The organism is Pseudomonas sp. TH39(2020), from assembly GCF_016650715.1.
In the GTDB taxonomy this organism is placed as follows: Bacteria; Pseudomonadota; Gammaproteobacteria; order Pseudomonadales; family Pseudomonadaceae; genus Aquipseudomonas; species Aquipseudomonas mandelii_C.
The window spans coordinates 939,697-956,498 of record NZ_JAEKFF010000008.1 but is presented as its reverse complement, the minus strand read 5'-3'; the positions used below and the strand labels follow the sequence as shown (position 1 = coordinate 956,498).

15 protein-coding genes are annotated in these 16,802 nt (G+C 57.9%); 4 read left to right on the top strand and 11 right to left on the bottom strand.

The genetic code is table 11. The annotated features are described in order from the left end of the window. Window positions 1-41 precede the first annotated feature (41 nt). From JFU47_RS32730 to JFU47_RS32720, 3 genes are all read left to right on the top strand, one after another. Complete coding sequence (locus tag JFU47_RS32730; protein ID WP_201188486.1) at window positions 42-1,238, top strand: M20 aminoacylase family protein; 1,197 nt, start codon at window positions 42-44, stop codon at window positions 1,236-1,238. A 70-nt stretch (window positions 1,239-1,308) separates the two neighbouring features. After that, window positions 1,309-1,788 (top strand): MarR family winged helix-turn-helix transcriptional regulator, encoded by a 480-nt coding sequence (locus JFU47_RS32725; RefSeq protein WP_201188485.1) that lies wholly within the window; start codon window positions 1,309-1,311, stop codon window positions 1,786-1,788. After that, window positions 1,755-2,855 carry an alpha/beta fold hydrolase gene (locus JFU47_RS32720; RefSeq protein ID WP_201188484.1) on the top strand — a complete coding sequence of 367 codons (1,101 nt, stop codon included), beginning with the start codon at window positions 1,755-1,757 and terminating at the stop codon, window positions 2,853-2,855. Before JFU47_RS32725 ends, JFU47_RS32720 begins: the two co-directional genes overlap by 34 nt. 59 nt (window positions 2,856-2,914) lie before the next feature. Here the strand turns inward: JFU47_RS32720 and JFU47_RS32715 are convergent, their stop codons facing one another. The 4 genes from JFU47_RS32715 to JFU47_RS32700 all read right to left on the bottom strand — a co-directional run bounded on the left by JFU47_RS32715 (window position 2,915) and on the right by JFU47_RS32700 (window position 8,115). Next, a complete protein-coding gene (locus JFU47_RS32715; RefSeq protein ID WP_201188483.1) occupies window positions 2,915-4,558 on the bottom strand; it encodes a dipeptide ABC transporter ATP-binding protein in 1,644 nt (547 codons plus the stop codon). Between the two features lie 4 nt (window positions 4,559-4,562). Further along, window positions 4,563-5,537: an ABC transporter permease gene (locus tag JFU47_RS32710; protein WP_201188482.1), complete on the bottom strand. Its 975-nt coding sequence runs from the start codon at window positions 5,535-5,537 to the stop codon at window positions 4,563-4,565. A gap of 17 nt (window positions 5,538-5,554) precedes the next feature. After that, window positions 5,555-6,496: an ABC transporter permease gene (locus tag JFU47_RS32705; protein WP_201188481.1), complete on the bottom strand. Its 942-nt coding sequence runs from the start codon at window positions 6,494-6,496 to the stop codon at window positions 5,555-5,557. 80 nt (window positions 6,497-6,576) lie between these two features. After that, complete coding sequence (locus JFU47_RS32700; protein WP_201188480.1) at window positions 6,577-8,115, bottom strand: ABC transporter substrate-binding protein; 1,539 nt, start codon at window positions 8,113-8,115, stop codon at window positions 6,577-6,579. A gap of 272 nt (window positions 8,116-8,387) precedes the next feature. On the opposite strand from JFU47_RS32700, the gene JFU47_RS32695 reads away from it, so the two are divergent. Continuing rightward, window positions 8,388-8,570 (top strand): hypothetical protein, encoded by a 183-nt coding sequence (locus tag JFU47_RS32695; protein ID WP_201188479.1) that lies wholly within the window; start codon window positions 8,388-8,390, stop codon window positions 8,568-8,570. Between the two features lie 33 nt (window positions 8,571-8,603). On the opposite strand, the gene JFU47_RS32690 is transcribed toward JFU47_RS32695, so the two are convergent. The 7 genes from JFU47_RS32690 to JFU47_RS32660 all read right to left on the bottom strand — a co-directional run bounded on the left by JFU47_RS32690 (window position 8,604) and on the right by JFU47_RS32660 (window position 16,619). After that, on the bottom strand, window positions 8,604-10,193 hold the full coding sequence (locus JFU47_RS32690) for a gamma-glutamyltransferase family protein (protein ID WP_201188478.1): 1,590 nt from the start codon (window positions 10,191-10,193) through the stop codon (window positions 8,604-8,606). Window positions 10,194-10,210: 17 nt separating this feature from the next. Next, window positions 10,211-11,488: an oxalate/formate MFS antiporter gene (gene oxlT, locus JFU47_RS32685; RefSeq protein ID WP_201188477.1), complete on the bottom strand. Its 1,278-nt coding sequence runs from the start codon at window positions 11,486-11,488 to the stop codon at window positions 10,211-10,213. Window positions 11,489-12,046: 558 nt separating this feature from the next. After that, window positions 12,047-12,922 (bottom strand): helix-turn-helix transcriptional regulator, encoded by an 876-nt coding sequence (locus JFU47_RS32680; protein WP_446739653.1) that lies wholly within the window; start codon window positions 12,920-12,922, stop codon window positions 12,047-12,049. A gap of 91 nt (window positions 12,923-13,013) precedes the next feature. Continuing rightward, window positions 13,014-13,709, bottom strand: coding sequence for a fumarylacetoacetate hydrolase family protein (locus tag JFU47_RS32675; RefSeq protein WP_201188475.1), 696 nt, complete (start codon window positions 13,707-13,709; stop codon window positions 13,014-13,016). 117 nt (window positions 13,710-13,826) lie between these two features. Further along, the gene (locus JFU47_RS32670; RefSeq protein ID WP_201188474.1) at window positions 13,827-14,621 is read right to left on the bottom strand and encodes a hydroxypyruvate isomerase family protein; all 795 of its coding nucleotides are present in this window, start codon (window positions 14,619-14,621) and stop codon (window positions 13,827-13,829) included. Window positions 14,622-14,666: 45 nt separating this feature from the next. Further along, on the bottom strand, window positions 14,667-15,941 hold the full coding sequence (gene otnK / locus JFU47_RS32665) for a 3-oxo-tetronate kinase (RefSeq protein ID WP_201188473.1): 1,275 nt from the start codon (window positions 15,939-15,941) through the stop codon (window positions 14,667-14,669). Window positions 15,942-15,947: 6 nt separating this feature from the next. Then, the gene (locus tag JFU47_RS32660) at window positions 15,948-16,619 is read right to left on the bottom strand and encodes an aspartate/glutamate racemase family protein (protein ID WP_201188472.1); all 672 of its coding nucleotides are present in this window, start codon (window positions 16,617-16,619) and stop codon (window positions 15,948-15,950) included. Between the last annotated feature and the right edge of the window lie 183 nt (window positions 16,620-16,802).

Here is a 16,802-nt window from a genome sequence, read left to right as displayed (position 1 = left end):
GCACTGAAGCGAGGCCTTTTTCGGACAATGAGGAAACTATCTTGAAGTTGATTGATTCGATTACTCAGTTCCATGGCGAACTCCGGCAAATCCGCCGTGACATCCATGCCCATCCCGAACTCGGCTATGAAGAGCAGCGCACCTCTGATCTGGTGGCGCAGAAGCTGACGCAATGGGGCATTCCAGTATTGCGCGGCATGGGCGGAACCGGCGTGGTCGGTGTCATCAAGAACGGCGACAGCCCCCGTGCAATTGGCTTGCGCGCCGACATGGATGCACTGCCGATGCAGGAGCTCAATACGTTTGCCCACGCATCCCGGCATGAAGGCAAGATGCATTCATGCGGTCATGACGGACACACAACGATGCTGCTGGGCGCCGCGCATTACCTGTCGCAGCACCGCAATTTTGACGGCACGGTGTATGTCATTTTCCAGCCGGCGGAAGAGGTCGGTGCCGGCGCCAAGCGGATGATGGACGATGGGTTGTTTACCCTGTGCCCGATGGACGCGGTATTCGGTATGCACAATTGGCCCGGACATCCGACCGGCACCTTTGGCGTGAGGATCGGGCCGACCATGGCCTCAGGCAATCATTTTGAAGTGATTGTCAAAGGGAAGGGCGCGCATGCCGCGCAACCGCACAAGAGCATCGACCCGGTCATGGTCGCCGTGCAAATAGCACAGAGCTGGCAGACTATCGTTTCGCGCAATGTCAGCCCGATCGATTCCGCCGTGTTGTCGGTCACGCAAATCCACGCCGGCAGCGCGACCAATGTGATTCCCGACGAGGCGAGCCTGCTTGGGACGGTGCGTACCTTCACCGTCGAGGTGCTGGACTTGATTGAGCGGCGCATGAAAGAGATCGCCGAGCATACGGCCGCCGCATTCGACGCGCAGATCGAATTCAGGTTCACGCGCAATTATCCGGCACTGGTGAACCACCCGAAAGAAACGGCGCTGGCGGTCGAAGTGATGCAGTCCATCGTGGGCATGGACAACGTCGACCCCCAAGCTGAGCCCACCATGGGCTCGGAAGACTTCGCATTCATGCTGCAGGCCAAGCCGGGCTGCTATGTCTTCATCGGCAATGGTGACGGCACGCATCGCGATGCGGGACATGGGTTGGGGACCTGCAATCTGCATAATCCCAGTTACGACTTCAATGACGAGCTGCTGCCGATAGGGGCGACCTATTGGGTTCGTCTGGTCGACGCCTGGCTCGGCAAGGCAGAATAAGAGCCTGATCGGGCGGAATTTCAATGATTGAAATTTACAGATAACTCAAATGTTTGAATGGGAGAGCAGCATGCCAAAGGCGCTATATCCAAGGCTGGAACACCTGAACTTTCACCTTGATGTCTTGAGCGAAATGGCCAAGGGCGTCGCGTCCGACCTCTATGAAGCCGAATGCGGCGTCACCCTGCGCGAGCTTCGCGTGCTGCGTTTTGTCGACCTGCAGCCGGGCATCTCCCTCGGTCCACTGATCGCGCTGACGTATCTTGAACAGACGTTGGTCTCGAAGCTGGTCACCGCGCTGGCCAAGCGTGGCTTGTTGACGCGCTCGACCGGCACCGTAGATGCGCGCGTCACCCACCTGCACGTGACAAAAGAAGGCCAGGCCATCGTCCGGAAGAGCGACAGGATCGGCAGGGAATTCGACCAGCAGTTGATGTCGGTGCTGTCGCCGGACGAGAAGGAAGTGCTGTTTCGCTGCATCCGCAAGCTGACCGAACATGTCGAGGAGGGGGGCGAATGGACGCGTCCGCCGACCGCGCGCACGAATTGAATGTAGCGCCAAGTCTTTACACCGCACATATCACTTTCCACCGAGAGCCCGTTATGAATGACCATTTTGTCTTCAATGCAGGGAATGTCGTTTTACAGTCCGGCATCACATTCAGGGATGCCAAGCTCGCCTATCAGACTTACGGCAAACTGAATGCCGCAAAATCGAACGTCATTCTGTACATGACCTCTTTTGCCGCGCATCACTATGACATCGAGTGGATGGTTGGTCCCGGCAAGGCGCTGGATACCGACAAGTACTTTGTGATTATCCCGAACCTGTTTGGTAATGGGCTGTCGTCCTCGCCCAGCAATGCCAGTGAGCCCTTTAACGGAAGCCGCTGGCCGAATTTTACGATCACCGACAGCGTCAGAGTTCAACACCAGATGCTGACGCAACACTTTGGCATCGAGGTCTTGCACATGGCGTGCGGCTGGTCGATGGGCGGCGTGCAGGCTTATCACTGGGCAGCGCTGTATCCAGCCATGGTCCAGCGGCTCGTCGTGCTGTGCGGCGCGGCAAAAGCCTCGCCGCATAATCAAGTCTTCATCGAAGGGGTGCGCGCCACCCTGACGACCGATCCGGCTTTCCAAAACGGCACTTTCGTCCAGCGTCCCGAGCGCGGTCTGCGTGCCATGGGCCGCAATTATGCCGCCATGGCGATGTCGCAAACGTTTTATCGCGAGGAAGTGTGGCGCCAGGCCGGTTTCTCCTCGCTCGAAGATTTTCTGGTGATGTCGTGGGAAGCGAATTTCCTGAGACGCGACGCCAACAACCTGCTGTCGCAGCTGTGGGCGTGGCAGCACGCGAACATTGCTGCCAACTCTGTGTACAACGGCGATTTCCATGGGGCGCTGAAAGCGATTACCGCAAAGGCTTTGATCATGCCGGGCACAACCGACCTGTATTTCCAGGTGGAAGACAATCGCCTCGAAGTGGAACAAATGCCCAATGCCACACTGCTGCCAATTCAATCGATCTGGGGCCACCGCGCCGGCCTGCCGACTGCCAATGTGGAAGACGCCGCGTTTATTTCCACGGCAATCACCCGGTTGCTTCAAGACTGACGCTGGTTAGCATCGCACATGCGGCGTAAGGGGGCAGCGCATGCGCTGCCCCCACTTTGTTACGCCGTGCCGAACGAAAAACCACGCCCCGGTGCCGCCGCCAACAAGGCCTGCGTGTATTCATGGCGCGGCGCCAGGAATACATCCTCGATCAAGCCTTCCTCGACGATCTCACCACGCCGCATCACTATGACCCGGTCGCAGATCTGGCTGGCCACCCGCAGATCGTGCGTGATGAACAGGATGCCGATCCGCAACCGGCGCTGGATGTCGTCAAGCAGTTCGAGGATTTGCGCCTGGACCGAGACATCGAGGGCGGACACAGCCTCGTCGGCGATCAACACTTGCGGCTCGCACGCCAGCGCCCGTGCGATCGAGATCCGTTGCCGCTGACCGCCCGAAAATTCGCTGGGGTAGCGGTGCAGCGCATCGGGTTTCAGGCGTACCAGCGTCATCAATTCTTCCGCGCGTTGCCACGCCTGGGCGTACGGCACGCCGAAATTGAGTGGTCCTTCGATGATCGAGTCGCCCACCGTCTGACGTGGATTGAGCGAGCGGTAAGGGTCCTGGAAGACCACTTGCACGCTGCGCCGGAACGGATACAGGTCACGGCCGCGAGCGTTGGCCACTGATCGACCATCGGCGAAGATATCGCCGGTGGTCGGCTCGATCAGCCGCGCAATGCAGCGCGCGACCGTCGACTTTCCGGAACCGGACTCGCCCACGATGCCCACCGTTTCGCCCGGCAACACTGTCAGTGACACGTCGCTGGCCGCTTTTACCTCACGCTTGCGGCCTGGCCAGGAACCCGTCAAATACGTCTTGCCGATCGCGCGCGCTTCGAGCAGCGGATAGGCTTTCTGCACTGGCGGTCGGGCGCGCGGCACCAGCCCGGGGACGGCGCTCAGCAGCATGCGGGTATAAGGTTCACGCGGCTGCTGCAGTACCTGCATCTTGGGACCCTGCTCGATCATGTCGCCCAGCCGCAGCACGACGACCCGGTCGGCGATTTCGGCGACGACGCCGAAATCGTGGGTGATGAACAGCACGGCGGTGCCGCTTTCGGTCTGCAATTCACGGATCAGCTTGAGGATCTCGGCCTGAGTCGTGACGTCGAGCGCCGTGGTGGGCTCGTCGCAGATCAGCAACGCCGGCTTCAGGATCAGCGCCATCGCGATCACGATGCGTTGACGCTGGCCGCCTGACAACTGATGCGGGTAGGACGCGTAGATACGTTCCGGTTCCGGTAATTGAACGTGTTCAAAGATTTCGAGGATGCGCCGGCGCCGCTCGCTGGCGCGACTGTGGCTGTGTTGGGCGAGCATTTCGTCGACTTGGGCGCCGCACGTCATGATCGGGTTCAGGGCCGTCATCGGCTCCTGAAACACCATGGCCATCATTTCTCCGCGCATCTGGCGGATACGCATCGGGCTTGCCGTCAGCACGCTTTCGCCCAGCAGTTCGATATCGCCGTTCAGCGTCTTCAGCGTCGCCGGTAACAGCCCCATCACTGCCTGCGCGATCACCGATTTGCCCGAGCCGGACTCGCCCAACAGGCATACGATCTCGCCCTGTTGCACTTCGAGTGAAATATTGTGCACCGCATGCGAACGGTCGGCGCCGGCCGGCAGCGTAATCGTCAGCTGCTTGACGGCGAGGATGGTCGCGGCGGGTATGTGCGTGTTTACATTCGTATCGCGCATGGCTTCAGCTTCCTCGCTTGTTGAATTTCGGATCGAGCGTATCGCGCAATCCGTCGCCCATGATGTTGACCGCCAGCACCGTCAGCGCCAGGAAGATACCCGGGAACAGCACGGTGTGCGGATACTGGTTGAATTGCATGCGCCCATCGGCCATCACATTGCCCCAGGTCGGAATGTCCGGTGGCAGGCCCACGCCCAGGAACGACAGGATCGCTTCCACCAGGATTGCGGATGCGCATACATAGGTGCCCTGTACGATCAACGGTGCGATCGCATTTGGCAGGATGTGACGCCACAGAATCTTCAGGGTCGGCGTGGCCAGCGAGATGGCGGCCTCGACGTACGGCTCCTCGCGGATGGTCAGCACAATCGAGCGCACCAGGCGCGCTACGCGCGGAATTTCGGGAATGGTAATGGCGACGATCACCGTGATCAGGGTCGGCCGCCATAGCGCCATCAGCGTTATCGCGAACAGGATGCTGGGAATCGCCATCACGCTGTCCATCGTGCGCATGATGATGTCGTCGAGGCGACGGAAATACCCGGCCGCCACACCGACCAGGCCGCCGCAGGCGAGTGCCAGCAGCGCTACCGAGATTCCAACCGACAGTGACACGCGTGCGCCGTAGACGACCCGGCTCCAGGTATCCCGTCCCAGGCTGTCGGTACCCATCAGGAAGAAGTGTTGCAATGTCTCGCCGGACAGGTCGGTGAATTCGGCTTGCACGCCGGGCAGGAGGTTGGCGCTCGACGGGTCCATTGCGGTCGGGTCGATCGTGCCCAGCAACGGCGCGGCGAGCGCCGCCAGCACAAGCAGCAGCAGCGCGCTGCCTCCCAGCCGCACCGACCAGTTGCGCAGGACGAGGCGCCACAGCGGTGTGCGCGAGCGTGTGGTCGGCACTGCCTCAAGGTTGGCCAGGATAGTACTCGGCGCGGCAATGGCCATCAGGTTGTGAGGCTTGGCGTGATTCTCGGTCATGTCCATAGGGTCCCCGCTCAATAACGGATGCGCGGGTCGAGCAACAAGTAGCTCAGGTCGACCAGCAGGTTGATCAGCACGTACACCACGGAAAAGAGCAGCGTGATGCCTTGTATCAGCGGGAAATCGCGCGCCAGAACGGCATCAACCGTCAATTGCCCGAGCCCCGGGATGGCGTACACGGTTTCAGTGACCACCACGCCACCAATCAACAAGCCGACGCCAATGCCGATCACTGTGACGATTGGTACGGCGGCATTGGCCAGGGCATGGCGGATCAGCACACGCATCTCGGAGATACCTTTGGCGCGGGCGGTGCGGATGTAGTCTTCTGTCAGCGCTTCGGCGACGGCTGCGCGCGTGACGCGGGCAATCAGTGCGAGGTAGACGATCGATAGCGTGATTGCAGGCAGGATAAGGTGTGCGAGCCAGGGACCGAAGCCGTCGCTCAAGTAGGCATATCCCTGCACCGGAAGCAGTTGCGCATGCAAGGCGACCGCCCAGATGAGGATGTAGCCGACCACGAACGACGGTACCGAAAACCCCATGACGGAAAACCCCATCAGCATTCGGTCCAGCCAGCCGCCGTGGCGCCAGGCTGCGATCACGCCGAGCGGTACCGCGAGCAGCAGCGTGAGCACCAGCGTCAGTGCGGATAAGGCCAGAGTTGGCTCGATGCGATGCGCGATCAGGCTGGTCACCGGCTGCTTCATGTAGTACGACTCGCCCAGATTGCCTTGCAGGATCTGGCTGCTCCAGTTGAAAAACTGCACCGGCAATGGCCGGTCCAGCCCGAGGTTAGCGCGCACCAGCGCGATGTCCGCGCTGGTGCCGTTGTCACCGACCAGGGCCGCCGCCGGATCGCCCGGCGTCAGGCGCAGAATCATGAACACGATGAGACCGACAATGACCAGGACCGGCAGCGTCGACAGCACGCGCCGGAAAAGAAAGAAAAGCATCTCGTTTTGCTCCCAGGCCGATTGACAAATAATGGGGTGTCACCCGCAAGGCGGCGACGGCCCGCCGCCCGCGGTCGTGCTTAAATTTTCTGGATGTTCCAGAACACGTTGACTGGGGCCTTCACGACGCCGCTGACCACGCCCTTGCGGATCACCGAATACAAATCGAAGTTACCCAGTGGTGCGAAGAGTGCGCTCTCGAACGTTTCCAACTGGATCGCAGCAGCGATTGTCTTGCGCTGCGCCGCATCGGTGGCGACCATGAATTCGCCCTTCAGTCGCTCGAGCTTGTTGTCAGTCGGCCAACCGAACCAGCCTTTCTCGCCATTGCCTGTCAGCGGCGCAAAGTACATCGGGTTCATCGTGTCGCCGGGTACCCACCCGGTCATGAACAGGTTCCAGCCACCCTGGTCGGCCGGCGCCTTGCTGGTGCGGCGTGTTACCAAGGTGTTCCAGTCCATCGCCTGCATGTCGACATTGAAGCCGGCCTGCTTCAGCAGTTGCGCCATGACCGGCGGGAATTTGTTGAGCACGGCGAAGTCGGCCGGATACAGCAGCACCACCGGCTTGCCGTCATAGCCTGCTTCCTTGAGCAACGCCTGAGCTGCCGCAAACTGCGGCTTTCCGGTGAAGTAGGCAGTTTCGCTCGACGCCAGCGCCGAATCGCAGGGGTAAATCGAGGTGCAGCCGCGGTACAGGTCCTTGTTGACCAACTGAGCCCGCATCAGCGCTTCCTGGTTGATCGCCATGATGGCGGCCCGGGCGATCTTCGGGTTGTTGAATGGCGCCACCAGATGGTTCAGGTGTAAGTCGACGAGTGCGGCGGGAGTCGGTTTCACCAGCTCCAGCTTGGGATTGTTTTTGAACGCCGCGTACTGCTCGGCGGGCATCCATTCGATCATGTCCACTTCGCCGTTCGCAATCGCATTGGCCTGAGTCTGGGCGTCCTTGAGGACAAGCCATTCGACCCGGTCGACATAGACATGCTTGCCGCCGGCCGTGCCCGAAGCCGGTTCATTGCGCGGCACATAGTTTGGGTTCTTGAGGTAGACGATCTTCGCGCCCGGGCGATACTCGTCAAGCTTGAGGATGAAGGGGCCGGAGCCGGTGTAGTCGGTAATCTGCTGGTCCGGCGGGGTATCGGCGACTTGCTTGGGCATGATGAATGCGGCACTGCCGGACGGCTTGCCGAGCGCCTCGAGGATCATCGGGAACGCTTGGTTCAAGGTGATGCGAAAAGTCTTGGCATCGATTGCGTCGAAGGAGGCCATTGCCGCGAGCAATTTCTGCCCGAACACGTCGCGCTTGCCCCAGCGCGTGATCGACGCGATGACGTCGGTCGAGGTGACCGGCTTGCCGTCGCTGAAAGCCAGGTCCTTGCGCAGCGTGAACGTCCAGGTCTTGGCGTCCGGCGAGGTGGTGTAACTGTCCACCATCTCCGGTTGCACCGAGCCCTCTGCGTCCACGCCGAACAATGTGTCATAGACCATATACCCGTGGTTGCGCGTGATGAACGACGTGGTCCAAATCGGGTCAAGGATCTTCAGGTCCGCTTGGGGAACGATGCGCAACACCTTGGAGTCATCTTGCGCGTACACCATCGTTGCAGCGCTCGCCACCAGTGCTCCCGCTACACACATTTTCAACCATCGCTTCATCATGCTCCACCTCGTAAAAATGTTAGAAAAAATGATTCGAGCCTTGCGCTATCCGATGATGCTTTTTATTTGCAAATTGCAACTATTGAAAATTAATTATTAATCGAGGCATGAAGCGTGCCAACGTGTGTAGCCCATGCGCATGGGCTACAGGGCGCTGTCTCACGCAGTAATAACGTCAATGATCAGGGCGTCATAGACCAAAAACGGGCAGGCAGGCGCGAAAATGGTGCATGGCGGAAGATGGGTGTGACGACGATGGGCATCAGGGGATGTCGCTTGAAAGCTTCCAGACGTTTGGATTCCGAATAAGTACCTTTGTGCTTCGCAGCGATCTGGTCGATGTGGCGATCAATGAGTTGATGAAAGACGATGCCCAAAAAGGTAGGGCGGACTGGCTGAAGGTGATTGCATGAGTCGCAGCCTTGAGCGAGTCCGCCATCCAGTCGTCAGTACCCGGCAGCAGCTCCATTTCCCCTCGGGTCAAATGCACCTTCGAATGATCCGTTAACCAGCCGAACCGCCGCACCCGCGTGGCCCATGGTTTCGGAGAACGGAGCCAATATTTCCATTTCGTGCCCTCGAGCCCTGAGTACATTCAGTACCTTGTCGTCGAAGCGTGCCTCCATTTTCAACGTGTCGGAACTTTCACCCCAGGTACGCCCCAGCAACCAGCGCGGCGCCGTCACGGCTTGCTGCAATGGTTGACCGAATACGGCATAGCGACTGAACACGGCAGCTTGCGTCTGCGGTTGGCCATCACCGCCCATGGTGCCGTAAACCAGGGTGCGTCCATCCTTCAGGCGTGCCGCTGCAGGATTGAGGGTATGGAAAGGTTTCTTTCCCGGTTTCAGGCTCAAGAGGTGGTCCGGATCCAGGCTGAACGAGGCACCGCGGTTCTGCCAGTTCAGGCCCGACTCCGGCAGCACGATACCGCTGCCGAACTCGTGATAGATGCTTTGAATGAACGACACCGCCAGCCCGTCGTTATCGATCACACCCATCCAGATGGTATCGCCGGGGCCTTTGCCTTCGCCCCAGGGCGCGGCTTTCTGCGGGTTGATTTGTGCCGCGAATGCTTGCAGGTAGGCTGGACTGAGGCAGCTTTGCGGATTGATCGTCATGTGGTCAGGGTCGGTGATATGGGCGTCGCGTACAGCAAATGCCAATTTGGTGGCTTCGACCAGGGTATGGATATGGTCGGCCCCGTCCGCAGAGAAGTCATTCAGACCAGCATGGTCGGCAATGCCCAGGATCAATTGCGATACCAGCCCTTGGCTGGGTGGTGTCAGGTTGTAAACGGTGCCGGCGCTGTGAGCCAACTCCAGGGGGAGCACTCGCTTGGCTCGGTAGTTGGCCAGATCCTCGCGGGTGACCGGTGAACCCACTGCGTTCAGGTCACGGGCGATGGAGTCGCCCAGCGTACCTCGGTAGAAGCTGTCCAGGCCTGTTTCGGCGAGTGTGCGCAAGGTGACTGCCAGGCGCGGCTGTTTGAACAGGCTGCCTGCTTCAGGCGCAGCACCGTTGTGTAGAAACGTTTCGGCGAACCCCGGGATGCTTTGCAGTTCGGCTTGTTTGCTGGAAGTGGCCAGGTGCTGCGACGGGGTGGTGGGGATCCCGGCGCTGGCGTAGTGGATGGCATCCTCCAGCAGGCGCGGTAATGGGGTTTGTCCACCCAACTCAGCCGCTATGGCCAGCGCTTCCTGCCAGCCACCAACAGTGCCCGCGACGGTGAGTGCTGCGTCGGCACCGCGTGTCGGGATCTTGCTCATGCCGTCGTAGCGGGCGAGGGTCGCCAGGCTACCCGCCGGACCGCTGGCGTCGATTGCGAGTGGCGCGCCTTGCGCTGGCACGATCAGCCAGAAACCGTCGCCGCCCAGGCTGTTCATGTGCGGGTACACCACGGCGATCGTGGCAGCCGCTGCGACCATGGCTTCGATGGCGTTGCCGCCTTCGCGCAGCACTGCCAGGGCTGATTGTGCCGCCAGACTATGGGGGGCTACTGCAATGCCGCGGGCAGCAAGTGTCGTGTTCAACATACGATTTTTCCTCGTTATTAAGACTTCAGCGAGTGCTTGGCGATCCAGTTGGCGCGCATGCGTTTGAGCACGAAAAAGGCGAGTAGGGCGGTAATGATGTCGAAGCTGATGGCAACGGCGAACACCGGGTACCAGCTATCGGTACTTTGGTGCAGCAGCGCCGCGACCGGGCCACCAAAAATCGAACCGATCCCTTGCGCCATGTACAGGAACCCATAGTTGGTGGTGGCGTGACGAGTGCCGAAGGTGTCGGTCAGCGTCGAAGGGAACAGCGAAAATATTTCACCCCAGCCCAGGAATACGACGCCAGAGAGCAGGACGAACAGCACCGGGTTATCGCTGGTCAGCAGCCACAGGGTCATGGCGGTACCTTCGAAAAGAAACGCGAAAGCCATGGTGTTTTCGCGGCCATAGCGATCGGAGATCCAGCCGAACAGCGGGCGTGTCAGGCCATTGCAGACGCGGTCGATGGTCAAGGCGAGTGGCAATGCGGCCATGCCCATCACCATCACGGTGGTCATTCCGAAGTCCTTGGCGAAACTGGCCATTTGCGAAGTGACCATCAGCCCTGACGTCGACATCATGGTGAACATGGCGAACATCAGCCAGAACACGGGTGTCTTCAGCACTTTACGAGGCGGCACATCGACCACGGTTTGTTTCATTTCGGGCAGCGAGTCCATGCTCTGCGATGTCGGAGGCTGGCGCAGAAAGCGCGATGCCACGAGCCCCACAATGCCCAGCGCCAGGCCGAAGGTCAGCATGGTGGTTTCCATACCGACATTTTGCAGACTGTTGCTGATAGGGAAGGTGGTGATCATCGCTCCCATGCCATACCCGGCAGCCACTGCGCCGGCGGCGAGGCCGCGGCGATCCGGGAACCAGCGCACCATCAGGCCGACGATCCCGACATAAACGATCCCGGTACCCAGGCCGCCGACCACTCCGTAGCTCAGGTAAAGCATACTCAGTGACGAGGCTTGGCTGGCCAGCACCCAACTGAGGCCGGACAGCGCACAGCCGAGGCCCACTAGCGTGCGAATGCCAAAACGATCGACCAAGTAACCTTGCACAGGCGAAAAGAAGGTTTGCAGGATAATCAATAATGAAAAGGTTATTTGAACCTGTGCCAGCGAAACACCCAGTTTCGCAGTGAGTGGGGCGGTGAAAAGCGTCCATACATATTGCGGACTGGAAATCGCCATCATACAAATAACGCCAATGACGAGTTGATAACCGCGTGCGCTCAATGACTTAACCTGGGCGCTTTCTATTAAATATTGTTCTCTGCTCATAAGGGGATGCTCGCAACTACGTTAATATCACGATGAGAGAGAGCAAGCGGCGTGCCAGAAATTAAGGTTTATTACGACGTGTAAGAAAATTGTTAAATGATTGCGGTGTTTAGTTATAAGCAGGCGCAACTTATTCTTTCCGTAGTTATTCGAAAAAATAGAAGCCGGCTATATGATTAATAAAATAATTTATTAATGATCCTAGAATTGCACGGCAAGATAATTGGCGTCTATCGCTAGGAGGTCGTCATATGTCGATAAACGGACAAGAGGAAAAAATGTGATTTTCTGTCGATTTTTTTCAAGCGAACTTGTGGTGCGAAGTGTTCCGTCTTGCACCACTTTGGTACCTTTTGATCGAGTGACAAGGAGGTCGGTCAATGTACACAAGACATTCGCGAAGGCCACAGAAAAGCGAATCCTGAAGAGTGCACCAAGGATACGCACGCTTCTGGATCTCTCGGGATTGGTTATATAGCTGTAGCTTATTAAAGGTGCTTCTATTGATAATCAGAAATTCAACTTTAGATTGAATCAGCATAGGTTGTCAGCCCGCGATCAGTTTGGAGTCTGATGAGCGCGGCGAAATTGTCCGGGTGGGAGACCGTGCTCCTTGCGGAAACAACGCGAAAAATAAGCTTCATCGACGAACCCACAACCGTGCGCTACTTGGCCTATCGGCAGTTGGCTGTTAAGTAGCAGCGTCCGAGCCAACTGCATCCGTCGGTCGAGAACGAGTTGTGAGAATGGTTTTCCGGTTTCCTTGCGCAATAAATGTGTGAGGTAGTTTGGAGATAGAAATGCCGCTGCCGCCGCCTCCTTCAAACCAAGCGTTGGATCGTGTATATGGTTACGGATGTAAGTGCGCACTCGGGCAAGAGCGTCCTTTCGACCTTGATGGGTAGCATTGCTGGCACCTAGGGCTTTTAGTGGCTCGGAAAAGTGTTGGCACACCAGGCCAACGATCTGGAATAGATAACCTTTGAGTCTTTCTCGTACGCCAAACTCTCTGTTTTGGTCTAATGCGCGCATGCGATCCAACAAGGTTCTCACCTCATCGAATGCGCTGTCCTCAAGTATGAAGTCTATATGTTCCTGAAATCGAAACGGCGAAAGCTCGGGAGCCTGCCCGATGGGTATGTCTTCCAAATCCAAAGGATCACACTTCAACTGCGGCAGGAAAAACTCCTGGCTGAAGTTGATGAGAATGAAATCGCCGTCGTCAGGGTGAGGTATCAGGTGAAGACGATGCGGGAGGATGAAAGCCATCGCTTTCCTGGGAAAGGGACGTACAGCTCCGCCGATATGTTGCACGGTATCACCACCCAGATTGATCTGAATCTGGAAATACTCGTGCCGATGCGGGCTGGTCAGTGCGGCTCGCCCCCGCTTGTCACGGATGTAAAAGTCGTGCCGATCGCTGCGTTGCTGCATCCCGTACGTCAGTATGCGTGTGCTTAAAGGCATATGCGCTTCTCTCAATGCATATACCGCACTTTAATCGGCAACAATCGGCACGCCAAGATCAACGTTTACCGATAGAGAAACTCAGCTCACCGATACCTTCGATACCTGCGTTGACAACATCCCCCAGCTGCAACGCTCCTACGCCCGCCGGCGTTCCGGTGAAGATGAGATCGCCAGCCTTGAGCGCTACGGATTTTGACGCATAACTGATCACATCACTGACTGCCCAGATTTGATCCGCGAGATCGCCAACTTGTCGCTGCTCGCCATTTACCTTGAGCCATACCTGCCCTTTGGCAGGGTGGCCAACTGCGCTCACAGGTTGTAACGCGGTGCACGGTGCCGACTGATCGAAAGCCTTGGCCCATTCCCAAGGACGCCCCATCTTTTTCGCCTGAGCTTGAATATCCCGACGGGTCAGATCGACACCAACGCCATATCCCCAGACGTACTCAAGTGCAGCCTCAGGAGAAATGTCTGCGCCATCCTTGCCGATGGCTACTACCAGTTCAACCTCATGATGCAAGTCTGCAGTCAAAGGCGGATAGGCGATGGTTCCCTGAGCAGCAACCACAGCATCAGCGGGCTTCATGAAAAAAAACGGAGGCTCACGATCAGGGTCGTGTCCCATTTCCCGGGCGTGTTCACTGTAGTTGCGACCCACACAAAAAACGCGACGGACAGGAAAGCGGGATTCGTCACCCTGGACAGCGAGTGAAGGGGTTTCGGCTGGGGTAAATACATACTGGGTCATCATCTCTTCCTCTGTATGAGAGCAAGTCTGAGTCTGACAAGGAGCACTGACGAAAAGTTGGACTTAGCTACGCACATTTTGCACCTCACATTGATAACGACCCTTTTCTGGGGGGTGTCAGACGAAACGCGTACGCCAGCCGAGGCCAGCTTCGGTTCCATTGGACGGTCTGTATTCGCAACCGATCCAGCCGTCATATCCAAGTTCCAGCAAGTGTTTGAAGACGTAATCCCAGTTGATCTCGCCCAAGCCGGGTTCGGAGCGCAGTGGTGGGTCCGCGACCTGAACGTGGGCAATCAATGGCATCAGCGCCTTGAGGCGGGTAGCAATGTCACCCTGACTGACCTGGCAGTGGTAGATGTCGAACAACAGCCCGACATGCTCGCTGCCCACCGTCTGCACAACGGATGCGGATTGCTCCTGAGTCTGGACGATGAAGCCTGGAACATCGCGCTGATTGAGGGCTTCCAATACCAGCTTGATCTTGGCGTCACGAGCCAATTCGGCGGCCCAGGCGACGTGATCTACATACCGTTTGAAAGCATCGTCACGGTCTTCCCCCTGAGGCAGGATGCCGGCCATCAGGTGCACCAGTGGGCAATCCAGCGCGCTGGCGTATTCGAAGGCGCGCTTGAGGCCGGTTCGACTTTGCTCTTCGTATCCTTTCAGGCAGGCAGAGCCAGAAGCAGTAGCGGTACCGGGAGCACCCACGGGGGTATTGATCAACACCTGCTTCAGGCCATTGTCTTTCAGACGTGAGCGCAGCTCAGTTGCCGAATACTCGTACGGCGAAGCGTATTCCACTGCCTCGAAACCAGCCTTGGAAGCGGCTGCAAACCGGTCCAGAAAAGGTTGCTCGGTGAACAGCCACTTCAGATTTGCGCAAAACCGCGTCTTACTATTCTGGGTCATGTCGGTACCTCAGGTGGAACGAGACGGATAGGACTTGTGAGCAAGTCAGGCATTTCCCCCTAGGTGTTTCACCGCTTTGGCGAAGAAATCTTTCGAGCCGAAATTGCCGGATTTGAGTGCCAGGGCTACTGGATCGCTGCCGCTGGAGAGGAGGGCAGGCACACCGATATCGATCTCGCCCCCGATCGTCAGAGCCCCTAGTTTTAATGCACTCACGACAGCGCCCGACGTTTCTCCGCCCCCGACTACAATTCGGCGCACGCCGTACTGGACGAGCAGCCGGGCGGCTTCTCCAAATAGCTCATCCAGTGCTGCAGAAACGCTTTCCTGGCCATACTGCTGCTGGATGGCCTTGACCTCTTCGGGCTCACCGGAGGAATAAACCAGCGGCGATTGCCCAAGGTGTTCGAGGACGAAGCTGACCAGATGAATAGGGTTGATGCTGCCCTCCAGTACATCTTTTACGGTGATCATCAACATTGGATGATCCAGCCCATGCTGTGCGATCTGCCCGAGTGTCGCTCCGGAGCAACTACCGACCAAAATAGCTTCGCCTCCTTTGACCTGAACATCACCCAGCTCGACGCCAGCAGCCAAGCCTTGATCGATGAAATTGCGTGGGAGTCCACGGGCGATACCTGATCCGCCAGTGAGCAGGGGCGCAGAACGACACGCCTTGCCGATAACCACCAAGTCCTCGTCTTCGATGGCATCGACCACCGTCAGCCGTTCTCCATTCTTGCGCGAGGCGTCCAACGCAGCTTCGAGCGCATCACTTCCTTGGCGTACCACCTGCCAGGCAATAAAACCGGTAGGCGCCTGACTTTGAGCTTGAAGCACCCTGCGAATATCCGGATCGGTCATCGGCGTTACCGGATGATTTTGCATGCCCGACTCGCTTAACAACTGGCCATTAACGAACAAATGACCTTGGTACAGGGTGCGGCCCATGGAAGGAAACGATGGGCAGACGACAACAGCTTCTGCACCCAACTCCAACGCCAAGGCTTCCGCGACCGGACCGATGTTGCCAGCCGGGGTAGAGTCGAAGGTCGAACAGTATTTGAAAAGGATCTGCTGGCAGCCTTGTTCCTTCAGCCAGCGGCAGGCCGCCAGGGATTGCTCAATGGCTTGTGCCGCAGGGATAGAGCGGCTTTTTAAAGCCACCACACCAGCTTCGATATCTTTCGGAGCCGGTTGATCAGGCACGCCAAGAAACTGCGCGGTTTTCAGGCCGCCCTGACCCGGCAGGCCCTTTGCCAAGGTGACTGCAATGTCACTGGCGCCAGTGAAGTCGTCTGCAATTACGCCTAATAACATCGCTGATTACCCCTGCGCTTGTGAGACTTCGATCAGTGCCCGCATGCGCTGAACCGCTGCATCAGGCGCTGTCAGCACCGGGACGTTAACCACTGCTCGAACCGCCTCTGCGGCGCGTGAGGTGGAGAAGTGAGCGAGCATGATTGCGTCGCAATCGGCCAATTCCGGCGCACGCTCTGCAATAAGCCTGTTATGGGTTTCGACGTCGCCCTTGCGCAGCAAGTCGATGGCCTTTTCAACGACGATGGTATGCAGTGTCGCGTCCGATCCGATGCGGGAAACGTACTCGTCGAATTCCGCAGTCATTGTGCTGACCGCGGGAGCGAAGGTGGCCAGCATGCCGATCTTTTTACCTTGCGCGATCGCGGCTTGAAACATCGCTTCGTTTGGTTTTAGAACCGGCACAGGTAGCACTTTGGCCATGCGATCAATAGCTGGACCGAATGCGGAGCAGGTGACCAAAACGCCTGCGGCACCCGTGTCATACCCGTACCGACCGAAATCAACGAAACGCTGAATCATTTGTGAAGACAGCTCTGTCTCTCTAGCGCGATCAATGGTCAATCCATCATCCAGCAGGTTGACGATTTCCGCTTCTGGCCAACCCCGAGCGAAAGCTTCCTGGATAGGTTGCATGGCCACCGAAGTGGCATGAAGTAAAACAATTCGAGGTGGCATCGGGTGGTCCTTTGTTATTGGATTGCGCAGCGGTATCCGCATGGATGCAGAGATTTCAAGCCTGTGTCGGACGTCTTTCAACAAGCTGGTAGCGTGTAATGTAAGCGTTTACAAATTATCACGCCATTTTTTCAGCAACGTCAACAGGAAGCATCTGAGTTCTTTTGAGATAACTGGTTGGTG